This is a genomic window from Curtobacterium sp. DN_7.5, assembly GCF_022655355.1.
Lineage (GTDB): Bacteria > Actinomycetota > Actinomycetes > Actinomycetales > Microbacteriaceae > Curtobacterium > Curtobacterium luteum.
Genome location: NZ_CP093378.1, coordinates 996,791 through 1,022,116, shown reverse-complemented (window position 1 = coordinate 1,022,116; position 25,326 = coordinate 996,791). Strand labels below are relative to the sequence as shown.

At 71.3% G+C, this 25,326-nt stretch carries 26 protein-coding genes and 1 tRNA gene; 10 read left to right on the top strand and 17 right to left on the bottom strand.

Annotation, left to right across the window (positions count from 1 at the left end; genetic code table 11):
- Positions 1-21: 21 nt before the first annotated feature.
- From MON03_RS04845 to MON03_RS04830, 4 genes are read right to left on the bottom strand one after another with little or no spacing between them, the layout of a single operon-like run.
- Positions 22-912, bottom strand: coding sequence for an ABC transporter permease (locus MON03_RS04845; protein ID WP_022903244.1), 891 nt, complete (start codon positions 910-912; stop codon positions 22-24).
- Positions 909-1,850: an ABC transporter permease gene (locus MON03_RS04840; protein ID WP_242091418.1), complete on the bottom strand. Its 942-nt coding sequence runs from the start codon at positions 1,848-1,850 to the stop codon at positions 909-911. Before MON03_RS04840 ends, MON03_RS04845 begins: the two co-directional genes overlap by 4 nt.
- A complete protein-coding gene (locus tag MON03_RS04835) occupies positions 1,850-3,337 on the bottom strand; it encodes a M14 family zinc carboxypeptidase (RefSeq protein ID WP_242090833.1) in 1,488 nt (495 codons plus the stop codon). Before MON03_RS04835 ends, MON03_RS04840 begins: the two co-directional genes overlap by 1 nt.
- A 16-nt stretch (positions 3,338-3,353) precedes the next feature.
- Positions 3,354-4,946 (bottom strand): peptide ABC transporter substrate-binding protein, encoded by a 1,593-nt coding sequence (locus tag MON03_RS04830; protein ID WP_242090831.1) that lies wholly within the window; start codon positions 4,944-4,946, stop codon positions 3,354-3,356.
- 182 nt (positions 4,947-5,128) lie between these two features.
- On the opposite strand from MON03_RS04830, the gene MON03_RS04825 reads away from it, so the two are divergent.
- Both MON03_RS04825 and MON03_RS04820 read left to right on the top strand, forming a co-directional pair.
- Complete coding sequence (locus MON03_RS04825) at positions 5,129-5,809, top strand: FMN-binding negative transcriptional regulator (protein WP_242090829.1); 681 nt, start codon at positions 5,129-5,131, stop codon at positions 5,807-5,809.
- A gap of 8 nt (positions 5,810-5,817) precedes the next feature.
- A complete protein-coding gene (locus MON03_RS04820; RefSeq protein WP_242090828.1) occupies positions 5,818-7,293 on the top strand; it encodes an amidohydrolase in 1,476 nt (491 codons plus the stop codon).
- A gap of 15 nt (positions 7,294-7,308) precedes the next feature.
- Here the strand turns inward: MON03_RS04820 and MON03_RS04815 are convergent, their stop codons facing one another.
- Genes MON03_RS04815 through MON03_RS04805 form a run of 3 tightly spaced genes read right to left on the bottom strand, consistent with a single transcriptional unit; the run spans position 7,309 to position 9,412 of the window.
- Positions 7,309-8,238 (bottom strand): Fpg/Nei family DNA glycosylase, encoded by a 930-nt coding sequence (locus MON03_RS04815; protein WP_242090826.1) that lies wholly within the window; start codon positions 8,236-8,238, stop codon positions 7,309-7,311.
- A gap of 18 nt (positions 8,239-8,256) precedes the next feature.
- The gene (locus MON03_RS04810) at positions 8,257-8,745 is read right to left on the bottom strand and encodes a ribose-5-phosphate isomerase (protein WP_175327447.1); all 489 of its coding nucleotides are present in this window, start codon (positions 8,743-8,745) and stop codon (positions 8,257-8,259) included.
- A gap of 22 nt (positions 8,746-8,767) precedes the next feature.
- On the bottom strand, positions 8,768-9,412 hold the full coding sequence (locus MON03_RS04805) for a helix-turn-helix domain-containing protein (RefSeq protein WP_242090824.1): 645 nt from the start codon (positions 9,410-9,412) through the stop codon (positions 8,768-8,770).
- Here MON03_RS04805 and MON03_RS04800 point away from each other — a divergent pair.
- A complete protein-coding gene (locus MON03_RS04800; RefSeq protein WP_031274329.1) occupies positions 9,411-9,938 on the top strand; it encodes a GNAT family N-acetyltransferase in 528 nt (175 codons plus the stop codon). The two genes, MON03_RS04805 and MON03_RS04800, sit on opposite strands and share 2 nt — an antisense overlap.
- Positions 9,939-10,131: 193 nt before the next feature.
- Here the strand turns inward: MON03_RS04800 and MON03_RS04795 are convergent, their stop codons facing one another.
- Positions 10,132-10,773 (bottom strand): mycothiol-dependent nitroreductase Rv2466c family protein, encoded by a 642-nt coding sequence (locus MON03_RS04795; RefSeq protein WP_502798688.1) that lies wholly within the window; start codon positions 10,771-10,773, stop codon positions 10,132-10,134.
- Between the two features lie 125 nt (positions 10,774-10,898).
- On the opposite strand from MON03_RS04795, the gene pepN reads away from it, so the two are divergent.
- The 3 genes from pepN to MON03_RS04780 all read left to right on the top strand — a co-directional run bounded on the left by pepN (position 10,899) and on the right by MON03_RS04780 (position 15,056).
- Positions 10,899-13,439 (top strand): aminopeptidase N, encoded by a 2,541-nt coding sequence (gene pepN, locus MON03_RS04790; RefSeq protein ID WP_242090822.1) that lies wholly within the window; start codon positions 10,899-10,901, stop codon positions 13,437-13,439.
- A gap of 89 nt (positions 13,440-13,528) precedes the next feature.
- Positions 13,529-14,575 (top strand): mechanosensitive ion channel family protein, encoded by a 1,047-nt coding sequence (locus MON03_RS04785; RefSeq protein WP_022905001.1) that lies wholly within the window; start codon positions 13,529-13,531, stop codon positions 14,573-14,575.
- A 10-nt stretch (positions 14,576-14,585) separates the two neighbouring features.
- Entirely contained in the window at positions 14,586-15,056 is a 471-nt protein-coding gene (locus tag MON03_RS04780) for a globin (protein WP_242090820.1), read from the top strand.
- Positions 15,057-15,149: 93 nt separating this feature from the next.
- Here the strand turns inward: MON03_RS04780 and MON03_RS04775 are convergent, their stop codons facing one another.
- Both MON03_RS04775 and MON03_RS04770 read right to left on the bottom strand, forming a co-directional pair.
- Positions 15,150-15,992 (bottom strand): NAD-dependent epimerase/dehydratase family protein, encoded by an 843-nt coding sequence (locus MON03_RS04775; protein WP_242090818.1) that lies wholly within the window; start codon positions 15,990-15,992, stop codon positions 15,150-15,152.
- A 67-nt stretch (positions 15,993-16,059) separates the two neighbouring features.
- A complete protein-coding gene (locus MON03_RS04770; protein ID WP_175327450.1) occupies positions 16,060-16,761 on the bottom strand; it encodes a DUF8185 domain-containing protein in 702 nt (233 codons plus the stop codon).
- A 51-nt stretch (positions 16,762-16,812) separates the two neighbouring features.
- On the opposite strand from MON03_RS04770, the gene MON03_RS04765 reads away from it, so the two are divergent.
- A complete protein-coding gene (locus tag MON03_RS04765) occupies positions 16,813-17,667 on the top strand; it encodes an acyl-CoA thioesterase (RefSeq protein ID WP_242090816.1) in 855 nt (284 codons plus the stop codon).
- 40 nt (positions 17,668-17,707) lie between these two features.
- Here MON03_RS04765 and MON03_RS04760 read toward each other — a convergent pair whose 3' ends face one another.
- Both MON03_RS04760 and ettA read right to left on the bottom strand, forming a co-directional pair.
- On the bottom strand, positions 17,708-18,163 hold the full coding sequence (locus MON03_RS04760) for an acyl-CoA thioesterase (protein WP_031274465.1): 456 nt from the start codon (positions 18,161-18,163) through the stop codon (positions 17,708-17,710).
- A 30-nt stretch (positions 18,164-18,193) separates the two neighbouring features.
- The gene (gene ettA / locus MON03_RS04755) at positions 18,194-19,879 is read right to left on the bottom strand and encodes an energy-dependent translational throttle protein EttA (RefSeq protein ID WP_242090814.1); all 1,686 of its coding nucleotides are present in this window, start codon (positions 19,877-19,879) and stop codon (positions 18,194-18,196) included.
- Positions 19,880-20,062: 183 nt separating this feature from the next.
- Here ettA and MON03_RS04750 point away from each other — a divergent pair, with 183 nt between their 5' ends.
- The gene (locus tag MON03_RS04750) at positions 20,063-20,785 is read left to right on the top strand and encodes a hypothetical protein (protein WP_175327454.1); all 723 of its coding nucleotides are present in this window, start codon (positions 20,063-20,065) and stop codon (positions 20,783-20,785) included.
- 144 nt (positions 20,786-20,929) lie between these two features.
- On the opposite strand, the gene MON03_RS04745 is transcribed toward MON03_RS04750, so the two are convergent.
- The 3 genes from MON03_RS04745 to msrA form a co-directional block, all read right to left on the bottom strand.
- Entirely contained in the window at positions 20,930-21,637 is a 708-nt protein-coding gene (locus MON03_RS04745) for a single-stranded DNA-binding protein (RefSeq protein ID WP_242090812.1), read from the bottom strand.
- Between the two features lie 114 nt (positions 21,638-21,751).
- A complete protein-coding gene (locus MON03_RS04740) occupies positions 21,752-22,009 on the bottom strand; it encodes a methyltransferase (RefSeq protein ID WP_229728085.1) in 258 nt (85 codons plus the stop codon).
- 36 nt (positions 22,010-22,045) lie between these two features.
- Positions 22,046-22,573, bottom strand: a complete 528-nt coding sequence (gene msrA / locus MON03_RS04735; protein ID WP_022903713.1) for a peptide-methionine (S)-S-oxide reductase MsrA — start codon at positions 22,571-22,573, stop codon at positions 22,046-22,048.
- Positions 22,574-22,850: 277 nt separating this feature from the next.
- On the opposite strand from msrA, the gene MON03_RS04730 reads away from it, so the two are divergent.
- Together MON03_RS04730 and MON03_RS04725 are read left to right on the top strand one after the other, a co-directional pair.
- The gene (locus tag MON03_RS04730) at positions 22,851-23,120 is read left to right on the top strand and encodes a hypothetical protein (protein WP_022903712.1); all 270 of its coding nucleotides are present in this window, start codon (positions 22,851-22,853) and stop codon (positions 23,118-23,120) included.
- A 162-nt stretch (positions 23,121-23,282) separates the two neighbouring features.
- Positions 23,283-24,587 carry a hypothetical protein gene (locus tag MON03_RS04725; RefSeq protein ID WP_242090810.1) on the top strand — a complete coding sequence of 435 codons (1,305 nt, stop codon included), beginning with the start codon at positions 23,283-23,285 and terminating at the stop codon, positions 24,585-24,587.
- 87 nt (positions 24,588-24,674) lie between these two features.
- Here the strand turns inward: MON03_RS04725 and MON03_RS04720 are convergent.
- Together MON03_RS04720 and MON03_RS04715 are read right to left on the bottom strand one after the other, a co-directional pair.
- Positions 24,675-24,747: transfer RNA gene (locus MON03_RS04720), tRNA-Arg, on the bottom strand.
- 14 nt (positions 24,748-24,761) lie between these two features.
- Positions 24,762-25,322 carry a P-loop NTPase family protein gene (locus MON03_RS04715; protein ID WP_242090809.1) on the bottom strand — a complete coding sequence of 187 codons (561 nt, stop codon included), beginning with the start codon at positions 25,320-25,322 and terminating at the stop codon, positions 24,762-24,764.
- Between the last annotated feature and the right edge of the window lie 4 nt (positions 25,323-25,326).

Below are 25,326 nucleotides of genomic sequence, written 5' to 3'. Positions count from 1 at the left end.
CAGGGTGCGGCGCGACGCGCGTCAGCGGCGGCGTGGGTCGAGTGCGGCGCGCAGCGTGTCGCCGAGCGCGATGACGGACAGCACGGTGACGGCGAGGAACGCCGCGGGCGCGACGAGCATGTGGGGCGCGCGGAGGAACTGGCTCGTGGCGGCGGACAGTTGCAGCCCCCACGAGATCGCCGGGCTCTCGAGGCCGATGCCGAGGTACGTCAGCGACGACTCCGACACGATGACGCCGCCGACGGTGATGGTGGCGAGTACGAGCAGCGGCGAGATCGACGACGGCAGCACGTACCGCGTGGTGATGCGCCACGTGGAGAGGCCCATCGTCCGGGCTGCCAGGACGAACTCGGCGTTCCGGACGCTCCGCACGCTCGACCGGACGAGCCGCGCCATGGTCGGCCAGCCGAACAGCGCCAGCACGAGCGACACGGTCAGCACCGAGCGCTCCCCGACGCTGTTGAGCACGACGACCGCGCCGAGGAGGAACGGGAAGCCGAGGAAGACGTCGGTCAGGCGGGCGAGCACCGCGTCCACCCAGCCGCCGAGCATGCCGGCGACCGTCCCGACGACGACCGCGACCACCCCGGCGAGGACCGTGGTGAGCAGGGCCACCGCGACCGAGGACCGGGTGCCGTAGACCACGTTCGCGTAGACGTCGCACCCCTGCAGGTCGAAGCCGAACGGGTGCCCGTCGGCCGCGGGAGCGCCGCTCCGGCCGAGGTCGCACGCGCGCGGGTCGCCGTGGCCGAAGAAGCCGGCGAAGAACGCGGGGAACACGGCGATGAGCAGGACGACGACCAGCACGGATGCCGGCACCCAGAAGCCGGGCTTGCGGACGGCGGCGCGCAGGGGTCGTCGACGGGTGACGACGGCGGGTTCGAGGGTCGCGCCGATGGCGGAGGTGGTCATGCTGCGGCTCCTGTCCGGACACGCGGGTCGAGGGCGGCGTGCAGCAGGTCGACGAGCACGCTCGTGACGAGGAACACCAGGATGAGCGCGGTCGAGATCCCGACGACGACCGCGCCCTCGTGCGAGCGGATGCCCTGGAAGAGCAGGTTCCCGACGCCGGGGAGGTTGAAGATGCCCTCGACGATCACCGTGCCGCCCATGAGGTAGCCGAGGTCGGTCGCCAGGTAGGTCGCCGTGGGGATGAGCGAGTTGCGCATGACATGGACCCCGACGATCCGGCCGGGCGCGAGGCCCTTCGCCCGCGCGGTCCGCACGAAGTCGGCGTCGAGCGTCTCGATCATCGAGGTCCGGGTGAGTCGGGACACGGCCGCGAGGCCGAACAGCGCGACCACGAACGCGGGCAGCACGTAGGCGGTGGGCCAGCCCGCGGTCGCGCCGGCCACCGGGAACCAGTGCAGCCGCACCGAGAACACGAGCTGGAGTGCGACGCCGAGCACGAACACCGGCACGGCCCCCACGACGATGGTCCCGACGAGCACGGACTTGTCGAGGACGGTGCCGCGCCGGAGTGCCGACAGCGCTCCGAGTCCGATGCCGAGCACGATCTCCATCGCCCAGGCCGTCAGCGCGAGGGTGATCGTGACCGGCCACCGCGAGGCCATCTGCTCCCCGACGGACTGCCCGCTGAAGTCGGTGCCGAAGTCGCCCCGGAAGAGCCCGCCGAGGTACTGCAGGTACTGCAGCCACAGCGGCTGGTCGAGGTGGTACTCGGCTCGGAGCGCCCGGACGACGGCGTCGGAGAGCGGCCGGTCCCCGCCGAGCGCCTTGATCGGGTCGCCCGGCAGCGCGAACGTCATCGCGTAGATGAGGAAGGTCACCCCGAGGAACACGACGACCAGGCCGCCGAGTCGGCGGCCGACGGCGAGCGCCGGGCGCATCACGCGCCTCCCGTCAGCGACGTGGCGAGCAACGGACTGGGCCCACGCCGCCGGTTCCCGGCCGACGCGCCAGCGGCGGACGGGCCGTGCCGGTGGGGAGAGGCGCGGTCCGGCTCCGCGCTGTGCCTGCTGTCGTCGCCTCCGGCGACGTGGCTCGCGCAGGCGAGGATCGCCCCGAACTGCACGCCCACGAGCGTGCGGATCGGGATCGGCGCGGCATCGGGCAGATCGTCGGCTTGCCACTCGGCGTACCGCTCGGCGAGCTGGTCGCGCAACCGCCGGAGCGGCGCCGGGGCGGTGCCGGCGGTCGTCTCCACCTCGAGCGCCCGGAGGAGCATGCCCCCGTAGCGCAGGCGGAAGCAGCGGACCAGGTCCTCGCAGCCGAAGCGCTCGGCGACCGTCGCCGTCCGGTCGGCGGGCTCGTGGTCGGCCCGTGCCCGGTCGGTGTCCGCTATGCCTGCGAGCATCGGGACGAACGCTCGGGAGGCCTCGAGGAACGGCGACGCGATCGTGAGCATCGGGGACGCCTCGTCGAGGACCGCCCGCAGTTCCGCGCCCGAGGCAGCGAGGTCGTCGGCCGAGCGGCGGAGGAGGTCCGCGTACGACTCGTCGGTCGGGGTCTGGTCGTCCGCGTCCGGGTGGCTCCAGTACGGCAGCTCGGCGACCATGCACAGGGTCCCGTGCCGTGCTGCCCAGGCGGCGCTCGAACCGCCGTGGATGTGCTCGGCGGGGTCGATCCCGAGGCTCACGAGGTAGTCGTACGCGGCCTCGACGCCGTCCATCGCGAACACCGCGGGGGCGAGTGCTCGGAGGTGCGGCGACTCGGGCTCCCCCGTGTCGAGCGGTAGCCCCAGCGCGGCCGGCACCGCGCGCAGGGTGTCGATGACGTCGGGCAGGTCCTCGGACAGGTAGTAGTAGACGCCGCCCATCTCGCCGTTGTGCAGCGACACGAGGAGGTCCGGCCGGGTGTCGTCGATGAGCCGCATGAACGCGAGCGTCTCCGGGAGCACCCGGTCGAAGTACACCGACCCGTGGCTGTTGGGGAAGGTCCACTCCACCTGGCTGTCCGGCGCCGGGCGGTAGAAGTGCCGGGCGTAGTGCACCCGGTCGTGCGGGTCCCGGAACCACGCCTCGTTGAGCCGCATGCCGTCCGGGTCGATCGTCGGGACGATGTGCCAGGTGGTGTCGAGCGTCGCCGCGGTCTCCGGGTCCTCGAGCAGCCACGTCGCGAGGTGCAGGGCCGTCCACGAGCCGATCGGCTCGTTCGGGTGCACGCCGCCGACGACGACGGCGGCGTGCGACCCGGACCCGATGCGGTGGCTGTGGAGGGGTTCCCCGAGCCGGCTGGTGCCGATCCGGGTGACCGTGACCTGGTCGGGGTGCGCCGCGGCGAGCGCGGCGAACCGGGCGTGCAGGTCGTCGACGAGCGGGAACCCGTCGCGGTCGGGGACCTCGGCCGCGAGGCGGAGGACGGTGCGCTGGTCCATCGGGTGGTGCCGGTCCCTACTTGACGGTGATGCCGGGGACGACGGGGCTGCCGTCGACCGCGGGGAGCGAGGCGATCTTGTCGCTGACCACGTAGGCGTACTTGTCGAAGAACGTGGGCACGACCGGGAAGTCCTCGAGCACGGCCTTCTGCGCCTGGGCGTAGTACTCGTTCGCCTCGGCCTGCGACCCCGCGGAGTCGGCCTTCGCGAGCAGCTGATCGACCTCGTCCGACTGGTAGTACCCGGTGCAGGGGGCACAGCCGCCGGCCTTGGTGAACAGTGCACGGAGGGTGTTCTGCTGGCTGGCGTAGAGCGCACCCCAGTGGCCGAAGTGCGGGCCCGCGATCTTCTTGTCGGTCAGCTCCGAGTAGTACGACGCCCAGTCCGTGGTGGCCTTCGCGACCGTGTCGACGCCGAGGTTCTGACGGATCTGGTTGGCGTACGCCTGGTACAGCGAGTCGAGGCCGTTGCCACCCGGGTAGACGAGCGTGATCGTGCCGTCGAACCCGCCGGCCTCCTTCAGGAGCGCCTTGGCCTTCGACGGGGAGAACTCGCACGCCTCGCCGCAGATGCCCTCCTGCGTGCCGGACATGTTCGGCGGAGTGAGGGCAGTCGCCGGCTCGTACAGGCCGCCGTAGATCGCCTTGTTCACCTGCTCGCGGTCGATCGACATCGAGATCGCTCGGCGGACGTCGGGGTTCGAGTAGCGGTCGTCCCAGAGCGGGAAGCCGAGGTAGTCGATGCCGGGGGCGTCGAACGAGTGCAGCCGGTCGCCGAAGTCGGAACCGGCGCTCGTCATCTTGTCGGCCGGCAGGAAGAGCACGTCCGCGTTGCCGGCGAGCACGTCGGTGTAGGCGGTGTTCATGTCCGAGTAGCTCTTGAAGGTGACGTCCTCCGTCTTCGCCTTCGTGCCCTCGAACCCCTTCCACGCGGTGACGGTGAACGGCTGGTTCGCCTTCCACTTCTCGGTCATCTCGTACGGACCGTTGCCGATCGGCTTCGCGTCGTACGCCTTGAGGTCCGCGTAGGCGGCCTCCGGCATCGGGTAGAAGGCGGTCTGCGCCTGGCTGAGCTGGAGGGGGAACTGGCTGTCGGCGTGGTCGAGCGTCACCGTGAAGGTGTCCTTGCCCGTGATCTTCAGCCCGGACATCTCCTTCGTCTTCGGCTTGCCCGACGCCGGGTTGAGGTCCGCGTACCCGACGATCGACGCGAGTTCGCCGCTGTTCTCCCAGGCGTTCGGCCCGTACGCGGTGTGGTTCCACGCCTTGACGTAGCTCTCGGGCGTGACCTCCTCGCCGTTCTGGAACTTCCAGCCGTCCCGCAGCGTGATCGTCCACGTGGTGTTGTCGCTCGAGGTGACGCTCTTCGCCGCGACGTCGTGGAGCTTGCCGTCCGAGTCGGTCTCGGTGAGGGGTGCGAACAGGCTGAGCACCTGGGTGAACGCGACGGTCTGGCGTCCGGGGGTGAGGTGGTCGGGCTCGCCCGTGGCGTACACCAGGCTCCCGCCCGATCCCGCCTGGTCGTTCGCGGTCCCGGTTGCGGAACAGCCCGTGGCCACCAGCGCCACCGTGGCCGCCGCGGCCAGCGCGGCGAGAGTCCTGCGTCGCATCGTTTGCTCCTCGAGTCGAGCGCGTCCGGTTCGGGACCGGTCGTCGTTGACGGCGAAGCTAGGGCCGGACGAAACCCCACCACAAGACTTGTTTCAATGATCTCTGAAACCTTTACTTCTCGGAAACAGGCCGGAAACGACGGCCCTCGCGCCCGCGGAGCGACCTGTGCCACGCTCGACCCATGCGGCACACACCCCACTTCCTCGTGACCGACGTCGCCGAGGTCCGTCGGCTGATCGCCGAGCACCCGTGGGCCACGATCGTGTCGCCCACCGCCGCGGGGCTCGTCGCGTCGCACTACCCCGTCCTCCTCGACACGGCCACGAACACCGACGACGAGATCGTCCTCGTCTCCCACGTCGGCCGCCCCGACGAGGTCGCCCACGAACTCGGGCAGCACGAGGTCCTCGTCGTGTTCCAGGGACCGCACGGGTACGTCTCCCCCGCCTGGTACCCGCCCGAGCAGTTCGTCCCGACGTGGAACCACGTCACCGCGCACTGCTGGGGCACGCCGGAGATCCTGTCCGACGAGGAGAACTTCCGCGTCCTCGGCGAACTCGTCGACCACTTCGAGCAGGTGATGCCGGAGCCGGTGTCCCTCGAGGTCGACGAGCAGAGCGCCCGCGCGATGGCGAAGGGGACCGTGGGCATCCGCATCCGGGTCGCCCGGTTCGACGCCCGCGCCAAGCTCTCCCAGAACAAGGCCCCCGAGGTCGTCGAGCGGATCGTCGCCGGCCTGCGGGGCGACGGACCCTACGCCTCGCCGGCGCTCGCCGACGAGATGGTCCGGGCACACGGGCTGGAGGCGCTGGGCCCACGCCGCCGGTTCCGGGCCGACGCGCCAGCGGCGGACCGGCCGTGACGGTGGGGATGACCGAGACACTGCTCCGCACCGTCCGGCGCGTGGGCACCGCAGGCGCCCCGTGCGACGTCCGGGTCGTCGACGGGCGGGTCGCCGCGATCGCACCCGCGGGGACCCTCGACCCGACCTCCGCCGAGACCGAGGTCGTCGACGCTGCCGGCGCGTGGCTCGGACCCGGACTCGTCGACCACCACGTGCACTTCGACCAGTGGGCGCTCGTGCGACGACGGGTCGATGTGTCCGGCTGCGACTCCGCGGAGTCGACCGCGTCCCTCCTGGCCGACGTCGCCCGCACGGGCGTGCCGGACCGGGTGCTCGTCGGGCACGGCTACCGCGACGGGATGTGGCCACGCCCCGCGCGCCGCGAGCTGCTCGACCAGGCCGCACCGGGCCTCCCGGTCGTCGTCATCAGTGCGGACCTGCACGCCGTGTGGTGCAACGCCCTCGCGCTGCAGCACTTCGCCGCCCTGGTCGGGCGGCCCCTGCCGGCCGGCGAGGACGGCGTCCTGCGCGAGCAGGACGCCTTCGACGTGACCGGCGCGCTCTCCCGTGTGCCGGACGACGTGCTCGACGGGTTCGTGGCGGACGCCGTCGAGGCGGCCGCCGCCCGCGGGGTGACGCGGGTGCGCGATCTCGAGATGGTGTTCGGGATCGACCGGTGGACCCGGCGCGTGCAAGCGGGGACGGACGGCCTGCGGGTCGGGTCCGGGGTGTACCCGGGCGAGCTCGACGCCGCGATCGCGCGCGGGCTCCGCACCGGCGACGTCGTGCCCGGGACCCGGGGACTCGTGACGATGGGGCCGTTCAAGGTGATCACCGACGGGTCGCTCGGCACCCGGACGGCGGCGATGACCGACGGCTCGGGCGTGCTCGCGTACGCGTTCGAGGACCTCGTCGCGATGGTCCGACGTGCCGTGGCGGCCGGGCTCGTCCCCGCCGTGCACGCGATCGGCGACCGGGCGAACACCCTCGCGCTCGACGTCTTCGAGGCCGTCGGCGCCCGCGGCACGATCGAGCACGCGCAGCTGCTCGTGCCGGAGGACGTGGAGCGCTTCGCGCGGCTCGGCGTCGCGGCGTCCGTGCAGCCGGAGCACGCGATGGACGACCGGGACATCGCGGACCGTCACTGGGCGGGCGTGACCGACCGGGCGTTCGCGTTCGCGTCGCTCGACCGCGCGGGTGCGTCCCTGCTGCTCGGCTCCGACGCGCCGGTGGCACCGCTCGACCCGTGGGTGTCGATGGCGGCGGCGGTCGGGCGGGACCGGGACGGACGGGAGCCGTGGCACCCGGCCGAGCGGCTCGCCGCGCTGACCGCGTGGCGCGGGTCGACCGAGGGTGGCCGGGTCGGGGTGTCCGTCGGGGACGTCGCCGACCTGGTGCTCCTGGCGGAGGACCCGCTCGCAGCGCCGTCGTCGGGAGCGTTGCGCTCGGCCCGGGTGCTCGGCACCGCGATCGAGGGACGGTTCACGTACCTCGACGTGTGACCGCTGCCGCCGACGCTACTTCTGGTCCTTCGGGCACCAGTAGAGCTTGCGGCCGGCCATGTCCGCCATCCGGATCTCCGTCCCGCACACCCGGCAGGGCTCGCCCTCGCGGTGGTACACCCAGTGCCGGTCCTTCCGGGAACGCACGGCCTTCGCGTGGTCGGCCTCCGACAGGTCGTCCATGGTCAGCATGAGACCGTCGCGGACACCGTCGTGCAGCAGCTTCGACCAGTCCTGCCACAGCGCCTTCGCCTGCTTCACGGTGATCTTCTTGCCGGGCTTGTACGGGTCGATGCGCTGCCGGAACAGCAGCTCGGCACGGTAGATGTTGCCGATGCCCGCGACCACGGACTGGTCCATGAGCAGTTGCCCGATCGCGACGTTCCGCTTCCGGACGTTCTCGACGAAGGTCTTCTCGGCCTCGGGTCCGTCGTCGTTGATCGGGTCCGGTCCGAGCTTGTCGAGGGCGCGCTGCACGCCGGCCGGGTCCTCGACCACGCAGGCGGTCGGGCCGCGGAGGTCGGCGACGGTGTCCTCGGTGAGGATCCGGACGCGCACCTGTCCGACCGGGTCCGGCGGGAAGGACTCGATCGGGTCCTCGGCCTTCTCCTGCTCGGCCATCCGGTACCGGGCGAGCCGCGGCGCGCCGATCGACGACAGCGACTCCTCGCCGTCGCCGTCCTCGGACAACGCCTCGGCCGACGAGATCACGCCGGCGAAGTCCCACGCGCCGTAGAGGCCGAGGTGGACGCGGAGGAACAGGTCGTCCTCGAACTCCAGGAACAGCTGCTTCGCGACCGCGCGCGCGGCGACCATCCGCTTGCCGTCGAGCTGCTCCGCCCCGGCGGCGAAGCGTCCCTGCGGGCTGGACACCTCGCAGCGCTTGCCGACGAAGTGCCGGGCGAACTGGTTGGCGATGCGGTGGACGGAGTGACCCTCGGGCATGGAGCCTGTCTACCCGGCCTACTCGTCGATCTGCTCACCGGCGATGTGCCCCGTGGTCTCGTACTCGGCGAGCTGCGCGATGCGACGGGCGTGGCGCTCCTCGCCCGAGAACGGCTCGGCGATGAAGAGGTCGACGAAGCGGATCGCCTCGTCCTCGGTGTGCTGGCGTGCGCCGATCGAGATGACGTTGGCGTCGTTGTGCTGGCGGGCGAGCACCGCGGTGGACTCGTTCCAGACGAGCGCGGCCCGGATGCCCTCGACCTTGTTCGCGGCGATCTGCTCGCCGTTGCCGGAACCGCCGAACACCACGCCGAGGGACTCGACACCGGCGCGCTGGTCCTGCACGACCGCGTGCGCGGCGTTGATGCAGAACGAGGGGTAGTCGTCGAGTGCGTCGTACTCGGTCGGACCGTGGTCCACCACCTCGTGCCCGGCCTCCGTCAGGTGGGTGGCGAGGGTCTTGTTGAACTCGAGGCCGGCGTGGTCCGTTCCGAGGTGGATGCGCATGGCACCGATCCTATTCCTGCGCCTACCGGCCCCGGACCACGACGACGACGTACCGGACGAGGTCGTCGCCGGTGTTCCGGTAGACCACGTCGGCCGGCTCGCCGAGCTCGATCCGGTCCCCCGCGCCGAGGCGCGTCACGTCGTCGCCGACGACGAGTTCGAGCGTGCCGTCGAGCACCCAGATGCAGTGCCGGAGGAAGGCGTACGCGGACGCCGGGTAGGCCACTCCGCGGCCGGCCGGGAGGCGCACCTCGGTCACGTCCGCGGGGAAGTCCGCACTCGAGACGGGACGACGGCGGTACCCGGTGTCGGGGTCGGTCCAGGAGTCCGCGGTCGCGCCGCGCTGGACGCCGCGCGCCTGGTCGGGGTCGCTCGACCTGGGCACCTCGTGCTCGAGGCTCTCGTCGAGGAGCTGTGAGACGGTGAGTCCGAACGCCCCGGACAGCCGCCCGAGGATGGTGGCCGTCGGGCTGGACACCCCGCGCTCGACGCGGTTGATCATGGCGCGGGAGACGCCCGACTCCTCGGCGAGTTCGGTGAGGCTCCACTTGCGCTCGGTGCGGAGACGCCGGAGCCGTTCGCCGAGTCGACGCTGCTCGGCGTCGTCAGCGGACGCCGTGTCCGCCGGTTCCGCTTCCGGCGCAACTTCGTCTACGATCTGAGACATGCCGACAGCATATGCGACGGGATCCCCTTCCGCGGTCACGGTGCGCGACTGCGAGCCGCGCGACCTCGACGTCGTGCACGGGCTGCACGTCGACGCGGTGCTGCACTCCACGGCGATCTGGCAGGAGGAACCCCACCCGCGCCCCTGGTTCGACGGTTGGCTTGCCGAGCGGCGGTCGGCCGGACTGCCGGTGCTCGTCGCCGAGGTGGAGGGCGTCGTCGCGGGCTACGCCACGTACAGCGGCTTCCGGCCGCACCAGGGCTACCGGCACACGGTCGAGCACAGCGTCTACGTGGTCGAGCGGTTCCGCGGGCGGGGCGTGGCGACCGTGCTCATGGACGCACTCGTGGCTCGGGCGCGAGCCGACGGGCACCACGTGTTGATGGCCGGGATCTGCTCGTCGAACACCGGGTCGATCGCGTTGCACGAACGGCTCGGGTTCGTGACCGTCGGCGTCCTGCCGGAGGTCGGGCGGAAGTTCGACCGCTGGCTCGACCTGACACTCATGCGACTGCCGCTCGACTGAGCCGTCCCCGCGGGCCGCGCCCGCCTGCCGGGCGCGACCCGTGCCTCCCGGCCGCGCACTCCTGCGCTCCTGCGCTCCTACGCTCCTGCGCTCCTGCACTCCTGCACTCCTGCGCTCCTGCGCAACCAAAGTCAGACCGAACCAGACGATCTCGTGGTTCCGCGCGTCTTTGGTTGTGCGGCGACCGTTCGCGTCAGACGGTGGTGTCGAAGACCGGGCCGACGGTGCGCGAGCGCTTCAGCTCGAAGAAGCCCGGGTACTTCGCGACCGCGACGACGCCGTCCCAGAGGTCGAGCGCCTCCTGGCCCTTCGGTGCCGGCGAGATGACCGGGCCGAAGAACGCGGTGCCCTCGACAGCGATGACGGGCGTCCCGACGTCCTGGCCGACCCGGTCGATGCCGTCCTGGTGGCTGGCGCGGACGGCCTGGTCGACCTCGTCCGTCCACGCGTACTCGACCAGGTCGGCGTCGAGACCGAGCTCCGCGAGCACCGTCGGGACGACCTGCTCGGGGTCGCTCTCCTGCCGGTGGTGGACGTGCTCGCCGAGCGCGTCGTAGAGGGGCTTCACGACCTGGTCGCCGTGGCGGAGCCGTGCGGCCGTCACGATCCGCGGGTAGACCTGGCCTGCGGTGAGCCGCTCCCGGTACGACTCCGGGACGTCCTGGTGCTCGTTGAGGACGAAGAGGCTCATGACGTGCCACGTGACGTCGATCGGACGCTGGCGCTCGACCTCACCCACCCAGCGGCTCGTCATCCAGGCCCACGGGCAGTTCGGGTCGAACCAGAAGTCCACAGCGGTGCGTTCGGTCGTGTTGTCCACAGTCGTCTCGGTCACGGATGCGAGCGTACGCGCGCTCGCTAGGCTGGAGTCGACCGTCCCGCCGGTGCACGACGCCGCGCCGGGACCCCTCGTACGCGGACAACGACCCGTCCGCGTCCCCAGTGGAAGTTGGAGCGTCCGTGCCCGGAGAGAACCTCACCCGAATCGAAGCCCAGGAGCGCGCCGCCGTCGTCGACGTGCAGTCGTACGAGGTCGAGCTCGACCTCACCCGCGGTGCCGAGACGTTCGGCAGCACCACCCGCGTGCGTTTCAGCGCGACCCCCGGCGCCTCGACGTTCATCGACGCGATCACGAAGACCGTGCACACCGTCACGCTGAACGGTGCCGCGCTCGACGTGGCCGCCGTGAACGACGGCGTCCGGATCCAGCTGGACGACCTGCAGGAGCAGAACGAGCTCGTGGTCGTGTCCGACGCGCTCTACACGAACACGGGCGAGGGCCTGCACCGCTTCGTCGACCCCGTCGACGACGAGGTCTACCTCTACTCGCAGTTCGAGGTCCCGGACTCCCGGCGGATGTTCGCCGTGTTCGAGCAGCCCGACCTCAAGGCCCAGTTCTCCTTCACCGTCACCGCGCCGGCCCGCTGGCAGGTCGTCTCGAACTCCCCGACCCCCCAGCCGCACGTCGACGGCGAGATCGCGACGTGGTCCTTCCCCCCGACCGCGAAGATCTCCAGCTACATCACCGCGCTCGTCGCCGGGCCGTACGAGGTCGTCCGCGACGAGCTGACGAGCCGCGACGGCCGCACGATCCCGCTGGGCGTCTTCGCGCGGAAGTCGCTCGCCGAGTACCTCGACCCCGAGTACGTGTTCGACATCACGAAGAAGGGCTTCGCCTACTACGAGGAGAAGTTCGACGTCGCGTACCCGTTCGAGAAGTACGACCAGCTCTTCGTGCCGGAGTTCAACGCCGGCGCCATGGAGAACGCGGGCGCGGTGACCTTCACCGAGACCTACGTGTTCCGCTCGAAGGTGACCGACGCCATCAAGGAGCGCCGGGTCGTCACGATCCTGCACGAGCTCGCGCACATGTGGTTCGGCGACCTCGTCACCATGAAGTGGTGGAACGACCTCTGGCTCAACGAGTCCTTCGCCGAGTGGGCGTCGACGATCGCCACGGCCGAGGCCACCGAGTGGACCGAGGCGTGGACGACGTTCCAGGCGATGGAGAAGTCGTGGGCGTACCGGCAGGACCAGCTGCCGTCGACGCACCCGATCGTCGCGACGATCAACGACCTCGAGGACGTCCAGGTCAACTTCGACGGCATCACCTACGCCAAGGGCGGCTCGGTCCTCAAGCAGCTCGTGGCGTGGGTCGGGATCGACGCGTTCTTCGCCGGCGTCTCGGCGTACTTCAAGAAGCACCACCACTCGAACACCGAGCTCCGTGACCTCCTCGTCGAGCTCGAGGCCACGAGCGGCCGCGACCTCTCCGACTGGTCCGCGCTCTGGCTCGAGACCGCCGGGGTGAACACCCTCCGTCCGGAGTTCGAGGTCGACGCCGACGGCGCGATCACGTCCTTCGCCGTCCTGCAGGAAGCGCCGACGGACCACCCGACGCTCCGCCCGCACCGTCTCGCGATCGGCGTCTACGCGGCGTCCGAAGGCGGCAAGCTCGAGCGGACCCACCGCGTCGAGATCGACGTCGACGGTGCCCGCACCGACGTGCCGGAGCTCGTCGGCGTCCACCGCGGCGACCTCGTGCTGCTCAACGACGACGACCTCGCGTACGCGAAGATCCGCCTCGACGAGCAGTCCCGCCAGACCGCGATCGCGCACCTCGCCGACATCGCGAACCCGCTCGCCCGCTCGATCGTGTGGGGCGCCATCTGGGACGCCACGCGCGACGCCGAGGCCCCGGCGAGCGACTACGTCCGGCTCGTGCTCGGCAACATCGCGACCGAGACCGAGTCGACCACGATCCGCACGACGCTGTCGCAGCTGCTGCTGACCGCACGCAACTACGTCGCTCCGGCGACGTCCGAGGCGACCATCCGCCAGGTCGGCGACACCCTGTGGACCCTCGCGACCGAGGCCGAGGCCGGCTCCGACGCGCAGTTCCAGTTCGTCAAGTTCTTCGCGCAGATCCCGTCCACGCCCGAACACGTCGCGACGCTCCAGGGGCTGCGCGACGGCTCGGTGACGCTCGACGGGCTCGAGATCGACACCGACCTGCGCTGGGAGCTGCTGGAGGGCCTCGTGCTCGCCGGTGCCGCGGACGGGTCGGACGTCGACGCCGAGCTCGCCGCCGACAAGACCGCATCGGGTGAGCAGGCAGCCGCTCGCGCCCGGGCGTCGATCCCGACCGCGGACGGCAAGCTCGCGGCGTTCTCCTCGCTGGTCGACTCGGACGCGCTCCCGAACGCGATCGTGCGCCAGACCACGGTCGGGTTCCAGCACGTCAACAGCCCGGTCGTGCTCGAGGGCCTGGTGTCGAAGTACTTCGACGTCCTGACCCGCATCTGGGCCGAGCGCAGCTACCACATCGCCGACACGGTCGTCACCGGGCTCTACCCGGCACCGCTCGCCTCGGTGGAGCTGCGGGACGCCGCCCGCGCCTGGCTCGACGCCCACCCCGAGACCCCGGCACTGCGCCGCATCGTGACCGAGAACCTCGCGGGCACCGAGCGGGCACTCCGGGTCCAGGCGGCGGACGCCTGACCCGCGGGCTCCTGACCTGCTGACGACGGGCGGGGTCTCGGGGTTCCTCACGGGACGCCAAGGCCCCGCCCTCTAGCATCGATCGGATCATGCTCCTCGCCGCATCAACCAACGCAGCCGTGAACTCCGCCCTCGACGACTTCTGGAGCGTCTGGGGCAAGCCGATCACGATCGTCATCGTGATCCTCGCCGCGATCATCGTGCGCCTGATCCTCCGCCGGATGATCACCACCGTCGTGAACCGCGTCGTCCTCGGCGTCAAGAAGCGCCAGGGGACGACCGACACGCAGGCGCTCATCGCCTCACCGGTGCAGACCGCCCGCGTCGTGCAGCGCACCCGGACGCTCGGCAGCGTCCTCGAGAACCTCGCCACCGTGATCGTCGTGGCCGTGGCACTCGCCATCATCATCCCGGTCGCGATCCCGAACGCCGCGGTCGGCATCGTCGGGGGCGCCTCGCTCGTCGCGGCCGGCCTCGCCGTCGGTGCGCAGAGCATCGTGCGCGACCTGCTGTCCGGCATCTTCATGATCCTCGAGGACCAGGCAGGCGTCGGCGACGTCGTCGACACCGGGCAGGCCACCGGCGTGGTCGAGAACGTGGGCCTCCGGGTCATGCAGATCCGCGACGTGAACGGCATCCTCTGGTTCGTGCCGAACGGGCAGATCCTCCGCGTCGGCAACCTGTCCCAGGGCTGGTCGCGGGTCCTCGTCGACATCACCGTCCCGTACGACACCGACATCGACGCCGTGCAGGACGCCCTGCTGAAGGCAGCCGTCACGATGTCGCAGGAGCCCCGCTGGCGACAGCGCATCGTCGAGAAGCCGGAGATCTGGGGGCTGCAGTCGATCACGGACGCCGGCATGGTGTTCCGGCTCGTGGTGAAGACGCGGTCCTCGGAGCTCGACGTCGTCGGGCGCGAGCTGCGCATCCGGCTGAAGCGCAGCGTCGACGAGCTCGGCGTCACCCTGCCGGCGATGGCGATGATCATGCCCGCGGGGTGGGAGAACGCCACGTCCATCAACGGGCTGCGCACCGTGCGGACCCAGCCGACCCCGGCCCCGACGAAGTCGCGGAAGCCGAAGCGGAACCTGCTCGGCCAGGCCATCCGGACCGACGACACCGACGATGAGAAGTGAGCAGCGAGGCATGACCGACGACACCACCGCTGCGGGCGCCGCCGGGCCCGCCCGTGTGCCCGCGCAACCGATCACGCTCCGCGTCGGCGAGCACGGCGTCTCCGCCACCGGATCGCTCTACGACCGAATCGGCGGAGCCCCGACGTTCGACCGTCTGGTCCGCCGCTTCTACGAGGGTGTGCAGCAGGACGACGTCATCTGGCCGATGTACCCGGCCGACGACCTCGAGGGAGCCGTCTGGCGGCTGTCCGCCTTCCTCCAGCAGTACTGGGGCGGCCCCGGCACGTACAGCGAGGAACGCGGCCACCCGCGGCTCCGCATGCGCCACCAGCCGTTCCGGATCACGTCCGAGGCGCGCGAGCGCTGGCTGCACCACATGCACGAGGCCGTCGAGTCGCTCGGTCTCGCGCCCCTCGACGAGGCCGAGCTCTGGGCCTACCTCGACCGCGCCGCACACGCGATGACGAACACGTTCGACTGACGGTCCGACGCGACCCACCGACGGACTGGAGGCACGGTGCGGGCCCGCACCGTGCCTCCAGTCCGTCCGTGGCGCGACCGCGCCGGTGGCGGCTCAGCGCACGTACGAGCCGTCGGTGAGGTCCTCGACCAGGGACGGGCGGGTCGGGTTCCACCCGAACGCGGCGCGCGCATGCGCGCCCGTGGCCTCCTGGTGCAGCAGCAGCGCGTCCGCGAAGTCGGCACCGAGGCGGTCGCGCGACTCGGTGACGCTCTCCGCGACCACCGGCGAACCGTGCGCACCCGCCTCCGCGATCTCCCGGAGCGTCGGGTTGTCCCCGGTGGCGGCCACGACGTAGCCGTCCTGCTCCGCACGGTGCAGCGCGAGGACGTAGAGCTCGCCGAGGTCGTCGATGTGCACCGTCGTCCAGCGCTGCGAGCCGTCGCCGACGAGCCGGACCTCGTGTTCGCCGTCACCGACGAACATCGCGGGGATGCCGGCGCCGCGGCCGTACACGATGCCCGGGGCCACGATCGTCGTGCGTGCGGTGCTCGCCCGGACCGCGGCCTCGTTCGCGACCCGCCAGGCGGTCAGCGCGGGCGGGTCGATCGGCGACTGCTCCGAGACGGCGGTCGAGTCACCGAAGGTGAAGATGCCACCGGTGTGGACGAACGGCTTCGGGGTGCCCTCGAGCGCCCGGAGGACGGTCGCGGTGAACGCCGGGTCGACCGACTCGGCCGAGGCGGTGTGGACCACCCCGTCGGCCTCGTGCGCGAGCCGTTCGACGATCTCCTCGTCGGTGACGTCACCGACGATCGCGTGTCCGCCGGCGTCGCGCACCCGCTGGGCCTTCTCGTCGGAGCGGACGATCGCGGTGACCTCGTGCCCGTGGGCGACGAGGGCGCGGAGGACCGAGGAGCCGATGTAGCCGGACGCGCCGGTGAGGAAGACGTGCATGCGCCAAGCCAACCACCCCGGCTTCGGAGCCTGCTGGCCTCCGCGCTCGTGGGCGCCCGACGGACCGTCAGGAGCTGAGCGACCAGGCCCGTCGCTTCACCAGCACGTGTCCGCGCGATGTGGTCAGGCGACTCCACGGACCGGTCTCGAACACGCGCACCGGGTCGTGGCCGAGGAAGCCGAGGCTCTCCCCCGCGAAGCCGGCGCCCGCGGGCAGGTGCTCGATCATCGGGATCGGTCGGCCCCAGACCTCGGAGCGGACCCGGCGCACGATCGCTTCGCCCGCGTTCGTCGGGACCGCCTCGGCGACCTCGGCGATGCCGGCCTTCGCCGCACGGCGGAGCAACTCGGCCGACACGTCGGGCAGCGGCACCCAGCCACCGCGCGGCGGCGAGATGGCTGCCCACGTCACGGTGTGGACCTCGAGCGGGAGCTCCACCTCGATCGGGGTCGCCCGCGTCGGGTCGGCTCCCTCGGCGTGCTCGGCGTCCTGGGCCTCGGCGAGCAGCCGGAGCCGCTCCTGCAGCGAAGCGAGCGGGACGACCGCGTCGATCGTCGCGGGCTCGGCGAGCGAGAACGTCCGGAGGCCGAGGACCGTGGGCAGTTCGTCGAGCAGCCCGACGGGGTAGAGGATCGCCGTGTAGACCGCGAGGACCCCGGAGTCGGCGATGAGCCGCACCGAGCCGTCCTCGATCCGGGCGGCGCGTCCGAGGTAGGTGCGGAGGTCACCGAGCGAAGCGGCGTCGGGGAGCGTGAAGGTGGTGCCCATGTCCCTCGGATCCTACCGGGGCCGGCCGGGAGCGCTTCGTAGGATGGGCGGGTGACGGAACCGGACTTCCTGCGGACCCTGCGGCTCGACGACACGGGCGCGAGCACCGGCGAGACCATCCTGACCGGGGCGAGCCACTGGTCGCCGAACGGCCGGGTGTTCGGCGGGCAGGTGCTCGCGCAGTGCATCGTCGCCGCACAGTCCACCATCGAGGACCGCGACATCCACTCGATGCACGGGTACTTCCTGCGACCGGGTGACACCGACCTGCCCATCACCTTCGGCGTCGAGCGGATCCACGACGGCCGGTCCTTCGCGACCCGGCGCGTGCAGGCGTACCAGCGCGGGGTACCGATCTTCTCGATGATCGCGTCGTTCCAGCGTCCCGACGAGGGCGTCGAGCACCAGGACCCGTACCCGGTCGACACCCCGGCGCCCGAGGACCTCCCGTCGGCGGCCTCGATCCTCTCCGCGATCGACCACCCGGTCGCGCGGGCCTGGGCGGAACGCTCGATCGACCTCCGGCACGTCGAGGGTCCGGTGTTCGTGGACGTGCAGGGGGAACGGCTCCCCCACCAGGCCGTGTGGTTCCGGGTGGACGGCGACCTGCCGGCCGACCCGGCCCTGCACCGGGCCGTGCTCGGGTACGCGAGCGACCTGTCGATCCTCGAGCCGGTGATGCGCCGACACGGGGTCGCGTGGGGCACGCCCGGGGTGAAGAGCGCGAGCCTCGACCACGCGATGTGGTGGCACCGCGACGGCCGGGCGGACGACTGGGTGCTCTACACGCAGGAATCCCCGAGCGCGCAGGGCGGCCGGGGACTCGCGTTCGGTCGGATGTTCTCGCGGGACGGTCGGCTGCTCGCGAGCGTCGCGCAGGAGGGGATGATGCGCGTCCCGCGGTAGCGGGTAGCGCTCCGCGCGTCGGTCCGACGGCGCGCGCCGGTCAGGGGCGTGAAAAGCGCACGGGCGGCTCGATGTACGCCTCGCACGCGGCACGCTCGGCCTCGGTGAGCCGCCGCGGCCGGTTCGTGGCGGCGTCGACCATCACGAGGGCCGTCGTCGCCCGTGTGTAGAGCTCCGCGGGCTGCTGCCCGACCGGCGACCACACCTCGTACGAGACGTCGATGCTCGCGCCGCCGATCCGGCCGATCCACAGCCGGATGTCGAGCGGCTGCCGGAAGTACGGGATCGACGCCAGGTACTCGAGGCGCTGGGCCGCGATGACCGTCATCGTGCCCGAACCCGGACGACCGTCGATGATCGGCTCGGGGACGGACCCGTCGGCGTCGACCTCGTCCGGGTCGGCACCCCAGAACGCCACGATGCGCGCCTCCTCGAGGAGGCGCAGCATCGCGGAGTTGTTGACGTGCCCGTACGCGTCGATGTCGCTCCACCGCATGCGGACCGGAGCGTGCAGGACCGCCACGGATCAGTCGCGGGTGAGCTTGCGGTACGTCGCGCGGCCGGGCTTCGCGGCGTCGGCGCCGAGGCGAGCGATCTTGTTCTCCTCGTACGCCTCGAAGTTGCCCTCGAACCAGTACCAGTTCGGCGTGCCGTCCTCGTTGAGCCCCTCCCACGCCAGGATGTGCGTGGCGATGCGGTCGAGGAACCACCGGTCGTGCGTGATCACCACGGCGCAGCCGGGGTACTCGAGCAGCGCGTTCTCGAGGCTGCCGAGGGTCTCGACGTCGAGGTCGTTGGTCGGCTCGTCGAGGAGCAGGAGGTTGCCGCCCTGCTTGAGGGTGAGCGCGAGGTTGAGACGGTTGCGCTCACCACCGGAGAGCACGCCGGCCTTCTTCTGCTGGTCCGGACCCTTGAACCCGAACTGCGACACGTAGGCGCGGGACGGGATCTCGGTCTTGCCGACCTGGATGTAGTCGAGCCCGTCGGACACGACCTCCCACAGGTTCTTGTTCGGGTCGATGCCGCCGCGGCTCTGGTCGACGTAGGAGATGTCGACCGTCTCGCCGATCTTGAGCGTGCCGTCGTCGAGGGGCTCGAGACCGACGATCGTCTTGAAGAGCGTGGTCTTGCCGACGCCGTTCGGGCCGATGACCCCGACGATGCCGTTGCGCGGCAGGGTGAAGGAGAGGTCGTCGATGATGACCCGCTCGCCGAACTGCTTGTGCAGCTTCTCGGCGTCGATCACCTGGGACCCGAGGCGCGGGCCGACGGGGATCACGATCTCTTCGAAGTCGAGCTTCCGCGTGCGCTCGGCCTCGGTGACCATCTCCTCGTAGCGGGCGAGACGGGCCTTCGACTTGGCCTGACGACCCTTCTGGTTGCTCCGGACCCAGTCGAGCTCCGAGGACAGCCGCTTCGCGAGCTTGGCGTCCTTCTTGCCCTGGACCTCGAGGCGGGCGCGCTTCTTCTCGAGGTAGGTCGAGTAGTTGCCCTCGTACGGGTAGAGACGACCGCGGTCGACCTCGGCGATCCACTGCGCGACGTGGTCGAGGAAGTACCGGTCGTGGGTGACCGCGAGGACGGCGCCGTGGTACTGCTGCAGGTGCTGCTCGAGCCAGAGCACCGACTCGGCGTCGAGGTGGTTGGTGGGCTCGTCGAGGAGCAGGAGGTCGGGCTTCTGGAGCAGGAGCTTGCAGAGGGCGACACGACGCTTCTCACCACCGGAGAGGTGCGTGACGAGTTCGTCACCCGGGGGGCACTGGAGCGCGGCCATCGCCTGCTCGAGCTGCGAGTCGAGGTCCCACGCGTCCGCCGCGTCGATCTCCTCCTGCAGCGTGCCCATCTCGGCGAGGAGCGCGTCGAAGTCCGCGTCGGGCTCGGCCATGAGCGCGGAGATCTCGTTGAAGCGGACCACCTTGCCGTGGATCTCGCCGACGCCCTGCTGGACGTTCTCGAGGACGGTCTTGTCCTCGTCGAGCTCGGGCTCCTGCATGAGGATGCCGACGGTGAAGCCCGGGGTCAGCTTCGCCTCGCCGTTGGACGGCTGGTCGAGACCCGCCATGATCTTCAGGATCGTCGACTTGCCCGCACCGTTCGGTCCGACGACGCCGATCTTCGCGCCGGGGAGGAACGACATCGTGACGTCGTCGAGGATCAGCTTGTCGCCGACCGACTTGCGGGCGCGGACCATCTGGTAGATGTACTCAGCCATATCGCGGTCAAGTGTAGTGACCCGGACGGCACATCGCGCGGCCGCGGTGCCGTCGCCGGAAGACGCACCTGCCCGTTCGGGGGCTGACAAGTGTCGGTGGGGCGACGTACGGTACCTGCATCACTCGCCGGCGGGACCCGAAACCACCAGCTCGGCCTCGATCAGGACCAGGACCAGGACCACATGGCGAACAACCGACTCCGTCGTCTCATGCTGCCCCTCATCGGGGCTCTCGCACTCGGGATCGCGGTGACGATCCCCGCTGCGCCCGCATCCGCGCTCAGCGTCCCCTCCGGCACGCCCTACATGACGTACACGGCGAACATCAGCGCCAAGGGCACCGGCACCGGCTACTCGTCGTACATCAACGTCCACGACGCCCACAACAACGCGTTCTCGTTCGGCATCCAGTCCGACTCCGGGTCGCCCCAGAGCAAGGGCAAGCCCCGCTACATCTGGGAGCGCGTGCAGAACGGCAAGTTCACCTACGGCTACCTGAACGCCGCGACGAACAACCTCACGCCCGTCGGGCTGCGCTGGTGGAAGAACGACGTCGCCGCGATCAGCGTCAACCACAAGACGATCGGCACCGTCAACGTGCACCTCGAACCGCGACTGTTCTTCAACGCCGAGGCGAACGCACGCCTCAACGGCGACACCGTGCACTCCACCGTGCAGAACGTCCGGATCGACGTCGGCACCGCCACGGGTCGGATCGGGCTCAACGGCTCGTGGAACAACAGCTTCTCGTTCCACGGGTTGAAGGCGACGCAGACCAAGGCCGGCGTGCAGGGTGCCAGCTTCTCGATCGACGGCCGGGTGTCCGGGCTGGCGAGCGGCCACAACTGGGACACCGACCAGGTGTCGGGGATCGCGATGATCGCCCAGAAGTGGAACGGTCGCTGACCACCGACCGCTGACTGCGGACGCACCGCCGACCGGAGCGCCGGCCGCCCTCGGGTGGTCGGCGCTCCGTCGTCCGGCGGTGGCGCTCCGACGTCCGGCGGCGGCGCTCCGTCGGACGTCGGCGGCGCTCCGTCGGCCGCCGGGTCAGGCGGCTTCCGCGTCCCCGTCCTCCGCTCCGAAGGGGCGATCGAGGCCGAGGGCCGCGGGCAGCCCGTGCTGATCAGCGTCACCGATTCCGGTCGCGTCACCCACGCCGAAGACACCCGACGGGTGCTCCTCGCCGAGGATCGCCGCGGTGTGCCGGTCTGCCTCGGCGGCATCGGGCAACGGCTCGTCGTCCGGCACGTCATCGCCAGGTCCGGCGCCGGGTCCGTCGTCGGGGGCGTCGTCGGGACCGGGCAGGTGCACACCGTGCAGGTGCGCGCCGCCGACCTCCCCCGTCCGTGGATCGACCCGGGTGCTGTCCACCGGCGTGACGGCCGTCTCGTTCGCCTGCCGTGGCACGCGGATCCAGTTGCTGATGCCCCACGCGAGGTCGTGCCCGATGCCCTCGGCGTCCACCTCGACCGAGGTGCCGCCACGCCCGTCGCGCTCCCACGTGCGGATCCGCACCCGCCCGGTGACGACGATGCGGTCGCCCTTCTTGAGTGACTTGTGGACGTTGGCCGCGAGTGATCGGAAGGCCGTCACCGTGAACCAGTTGGTCGCGCCGTTGGTCCACGTCGAGGTGGCGCGGTCGAAGCGCCGTGACGGCGAGGCGAGCCGGAGGCTGGTGATGGCGATGCCCGTGTCGGTGACGAGGTGCCGGGGTTCGGTGGCGACGATGCCGCAGATCGTGATCGTGTCGTTCATGCTCCGATCGTGACGAGGCCCGGGCCGCGTCGGCGGCCCGGGCCTCGATCTGTGGATCACCACTCCGACGGCGCGACCTGTGCAGGAGAAGTGCCCCGTGCCTCCAGGCCGGGGTCAGTGCGCGCGGAACTCCGGACGGTCCGCGTGCGGACCCATCGCCGCGTGCACCGCGCTCTTCGCGGAGCCGAGCGACGGGAAGACCCCGCCCGTGCTGCGGCGTCCGAAGAGCTCGACGTGGAACCCGTCCGGAGCGCGGTGGATGCTGCCCACCGCGCCGGCGGGACCGACCGCGACCCAGGTCCCCGCGGCACTCGTCGTCGAGTCTCCGGTCCTGTTCGTCGTCGTGCTGTTCGTCATCGTGTCGTTCGTCATCGTTCGACCACCTCCTCGTGGCCCCGACGCCCGTGGCTAGGACGCCAGGATGTACTGACTGTAGGCCTTGCGGACCTTGTTCACCTTCGGCAGCGCGACCGCGAGGCAGTAGCCCTGACCGGGGTTCTTCGCGAAGAAGTCCTGGTGGTACTCCTCCGCCCGGTGGAACGTCGTGAGCGGCTCGATCGTGGTCACGATCCCACCGTCCCAGATGTCCGCCGCACGCTCGATCGCCCGCTCGAACAGCGCACGTTGCTCGTCGTCGGCCGGGAACATCGCGGACCGGTACTGCGTGCCGACGTCGGCGCCCTGCCGGTTCAGCTGGCGCGGGTCGTGCAGCGTGAAGAACACGTCGAGGACGACGTCCGCCGGGATCACCGACTCGTCGAAGGTCACCGCGACCGCCTCGGCGTGCCCGGTCGTCCCCGTGCACACGAGCTCGTAGGTCGGGTCCTGGGTGGTGCCGCCGATGTAGCCGGACACCACGTCCTGCACGCCCTGCAGGGTGCGGTACACCGCGTCGAGGCACCAGAAGCAACCACCTGCGAGCACGAACGTCGTCATGCCCCCACGCTACCGCGCCGTCCTCCACGTGCGCGGAGGGCGTCCGACGCCGAGGCGGGAGTCGGGACTCGGTGCGCGGGGCGAGAGGCGCGGGGCGAGAGGCGCGAAGCGCGGGGCGTGCCGCGGGCCGCGGATCTCGGGGTACGCGTCGTCCACACCGCCGCAGTGTGCGGACGTCGTCCCCAGGAGGCATCCGTCGCCCTCGGCGTGTCGGTGGTCGCCCGTAGCGTCGGAGCCACGAACCACGGACACATCGAGCACACACCAGGAGGACACCATGCACACCACGACGACCGAACCGGCGTTCCGGCTCCGCACGTCCTCCGTCGCCCGCAGCCGGGGTGACCTCCGCATCCTCGACGTCCGCGACGACCTCAGCCGGGTCACCCGCGCCAACGGCGAGATCGTCGGCTACGTGGACCGCGTCGACGTCGCGGGCGGCACCGCGTACCGCGCTCGGCGCTACATCCCGACCGAGCGGCGGTTCGTCGAGTTCCCGGACGTCTGGTCCGCTGACGACGCGGTCGACTGCCTGCGCTGGGGCTGACGCCCGAGGTGTCAGGAAGGCGTCGGCGCGCCGCAGGTCGACCCTCGCGACGACCCTCGCGTCACTTCTCCCAGCACCCCCGGCGTCGCCCAGCGTGGGCGGATGCACGGATCGCCGGACAGCCTCCCCGCCGTCCGCACGCACCCTGGGTACGGTTCGCGCATGGACTGGTGGAACGAGCTGACGGACTGGACCGCGTCGGACACGGGGTGGCGGCTGCTCTCGGGCGCGATCATCCCCTTCGTCGCCATCGTGGTGGCCGGCATCGTCGCCGCGCTCATCGGCCGCGGCGCGACCAAGCGCGTGGTCGCTCTGCAGGAGCGTGAGGCGAAGAACGCCGCCGTCGCCGCGATCATCTCCGCGGCACGGAAGGCCGCGACGTGGGGCTCGCTCGGACACGAGGAGCGCGCCTACGCCGACCACCTCGCCGAGGACGCCGACGTGCGGCTCCGCCTCCTGCCGGTGTCGGGCGCCCCGCTCGCGGCGAACTGGGCCCAGCACGAGATCGCCGACATCAAGAAGAACTCGTCGACGTTCTCCTTCCAGGCCGACCAGTCCCTCGCCGAGTTCCGCGACCGTCTGCTCGAGTGGCAGGCACGCCCGAACCGCGCCCGCAAGCTGTTCAAGAGCGACCTCGAGCGATGGAAGTTCGAGTCGCCCGATCCCGACGCCGACCTGGTGAAGCGCCAGCAGGACTGGAACGCCGACCAGGTGTCGAACCGCCAGGCCGAGACGCCGCAGCCCGCACCCACGCCGACGACGACCTCGCTGCGCGCACCGGACCGGTCGGGAGGCACGGCGTCCGCTGTGGCCGGCGCCGGGTCCGCCCAGGCCAGCACCGGCAACGCCGCCCAGGCCGGCACCGTCGACGCCGGAGCGGCCGGCGGCACGCCGGCGCCCGCTGGCACCGGCACGCCCGGGTCGGCCCCGGCGCGCACGATCGCAGCGCGCACCGACGACGCACCGGCCCCCGCGACGTCCAGTGCCCCGGCATGGGCACGGACCGCCGCATCCACGGGCGCCACCGCCGCGACGACCCCGCTCGGCGACGGTCTGACCCGCCCCTACGGCGACGTGCCCGGCCCGAACAGCGACGTCCCGGGCCGGTCCGGTGCGGCCCCGGTCCGCCCCACGCTCGGCTCGCCGTCCTCCCGGCCGGCTTCCGCTCCCGCGACGTCCGCCGGCCGCGGGACCGACGACGACGAGACCGACGTCGTCGACGACGCCGCCCGCCCGGGCCAGCGCGACCGCGAGGTGCCGCCGCCCGTCGCACGTCCGACCGCCGCCGAGGCCCACGTCAACCGCCCCACGGCCACCGTGTCCACGCCGAGCACGAAGTCGGTGTCGACGCGGCTCGACGGCGCTGCGGCCGAACCGGCCGACGCGCACGAGACGGACGAGGCGCCGTACACACAGCCGATCAGCGCGAACGAGATCCGCCGCCGCTCGTCCGACGACGACGACTGACGCGGCGCACCCGCGCCCAGCGCCGACGCAGACTGCACCGACGCGTGAAGGCCGCCACCCCGTGAGGGTGGCGGCCTTCGTCGTCGGTGCCCCCGGCAGGAATCGAACCCGCGACACGGAGGGTAGAAACCACCTGCTCTATCCACTGAGCTACGGAGGCGGACGGCGACGATTCTAGACCGCGGGGCGTGCCAGCCGCTCGACGAACGCGTCGACCTCGTGCTGCGACCGGAGGTGGACGATGCGCAGGTGCGGGGCGGACCGTTCCAGCGCCGGTACCTGCTCCCGCATCGCGTTGCGGGTCGAGATCCCCCACCGCAAGATGTGCCCGCGGTCCGTGAAGAACGTCCACAGCGGCGGCTCGACGTTCCCGTTCCACAGCTCCTCCCGACCGAGTCGCCGTCGGAGGGTCCGCCGCAGCAGTCGCCGGAGCATCACCCGGGTCGGCAGGTCCACCCACACCAGGGTGTCCGCCCGCTCGGCGAGCATCGGCCGGACCGGGCCGTACAGCCACTCGGTGATCCACGAGTCCTCGCGGGTGAAGCGGTCGACATCCTCGACGAACGTCGGCCGCGGCTCCCACCCGGGCCCGTGGAAGAGGGCGTCGATCTCGGTGTGCCGGATCCCGAGGACCTCCGCGATCCGCCGGGCGGTGGTCGTCTTCCCGACGCCGGACACCCCGGCCACGAGGACCCGACGCGGAGCGGGGTCGAGGAGGTCGTCGACGGAGAGCACCGGA

What these genes read in the sequence shown, in the direction of transcription:
- msrA (WP_022903713.1), bottom strand. Translation starts at nt 22,573, where the DNA reads ATGACGACGTTCGTGCTCGCAGGTGGTTGCTTCTGGTGCCTCGACGCG.
- MON03_RS04770 (WP_175327450.1), bottom strand. Translation starts at nt 16,761, where the DNA reads ATGGGCACCACCTTCACGCTCCCCGACGCCGCTTCGCTCGGTGACCTC.
- MON03_RS04725 (WP_242090810.1), top strand. Translation starts at nt 23,283, where the DNA reads ATGGACTGGTGGAACGAGCTGACGGACTGGACCGCGTCGGACACGGGG.
- MON03_RS04810 (WP_175327447.1), bottom strand. Translation starts at nt 8,745, where the DNA reads ATGCGCATCCACCTCGGAACGGACCACGCCGGCCTCGAGTTCAACAAG.
- MON03_RS04750 (WP_175327454.1), top strand. Translation starts at nt 20,063, where the DNA reads ATGGCGAACAACCGACTCCGTCGTCTCATGCTGCCCCTCATCGGGGCT.
- MON03_RS04760 (WP_031274465.1), bottom strand. Translation starts at nt 18,163, where the DNA reads ATGCGGTGGAGCGACATCGACGCGTACGGGCACGTCAACAACTCCGCG.
- MON03_RS04845 (WP_022903244.1), bottom strand. Translation starts at nt 912, where the DNA reads ATGACCACCTCCGCCATCGGCGCGACCCTCGAACCCGCCGTCGTCACC.
- MON03_RS04805 (WP_242090824.1), bottom strand. Translation starts at nt 9,412, where the DNA reads ATGTCTCAGATCGTAGACGAAGTTGCGCCGGAAGCGGAACCGGCGGAC.
- MON03_RS04745 (WP_242090812.1), bottom strand. Translation starts at nt 21,637, where the DNA reads ATGAACGACACGATCACGATCTGCGGCATCGTCGCCACCGAACCCCGG.
- MON03_RS04830 (WP_242090831.1), bottom strand. Translation starts at nt 4,946, where the DNA reads ATGCGACGCAGGACTCTCGCCGCGCTGGCCGCGGCGGCCACGGTGGCG.
- MON03_RS04775 (WP_242090818.1), bottom strand. Translation starts at nt 15,992, where the DNA reads ATGCACGTCTTCCTCACCGGCGCGTCCGGCTACATCGGCTCCTCGGTC.
- MON03_RS04840 (WP_242091418.1), bottom strand. Translation starts at nt 1,850, where the DNA reads ATGCGCCCGGCGCTCGCCGTCGGCCGCCGACTCGGCGGCCTGGTCGTC.
- MON03_RS04740 (WP_229728085.1), bottom strand. Translation starts at nt 22,009, where the DNA reads ATGACGAACGACACGATGACGAACAGCACGACGACGAACAGGACCGGA.
- MON03_RS04825 (WP_242090829.1), top strand. Translation starts at nt 5,129, where the DNA reads ATGCGGCACACACCCCACTTCCTCGTGACCGACGTCGCCGAGGTCCGT.
- MON03_RS04835 (WP_242090833.1), bottom strand. Translation starts at nt 3,337, where the DNA reads ATGGACCAGCGCACCGTCCTCCGCCTCGCGGCCGAGGTCCCCGACCGC.
- MON03_RS04730 (WP_022903712.1), top strand. Translation starts at nt 22,851, where the DNA reads ATGCACACCACGACGACCGAACCGGCGTTCCGGCTCCGCACGTCCTCC.
- ettA (WP_242090814.1), bottom strand. Translation starts at nt 19,879, where the DNA reads ATGGCTGAGTACATCTACCAGATGGTCCGCGCCCGCAAGTCGGTCGGC.
- MON03_RS04800 (WP_031274329.1), top strand. Translation starts at nt 9,411, where the DNA reads ATGCCGACAGCATATGCGACGGGATCCCCTTCCGCGGTCACGGTGCGC.
- MON03_RS04780 (WP_242090820.1), top strand. Translation starts at nt 14,586, where the DNA reads ATGACCGACGACACCACCGCTGCGGGCGCCGCCGGGCCCGCCCGTGTG.
- MON03_RS04820 (WP_242090828.1), top strand. Translation starts at nt 5,818, where the DNA reads ATGACCGAGACACTGCTCCGCACCGTCCGGCGCGTGGGCACCGCAGGC.
- MON03_RS04785 (WP_022905001.1), top strand. Translation starts at nt 13,529, where the DNA reads ATGCTCCTCGCCGCATCAACCAACGCAGCCGTGAACTCCGCCCTCGAC.
- MON03_RS04815 (WP_242090826.1), bottom strand. Translation starts at nt 8,238, where the DNA reads ATGCCCGAGGGTCACTCCGTCCACCGCATCGCCAACCAGTTCGCCCGG.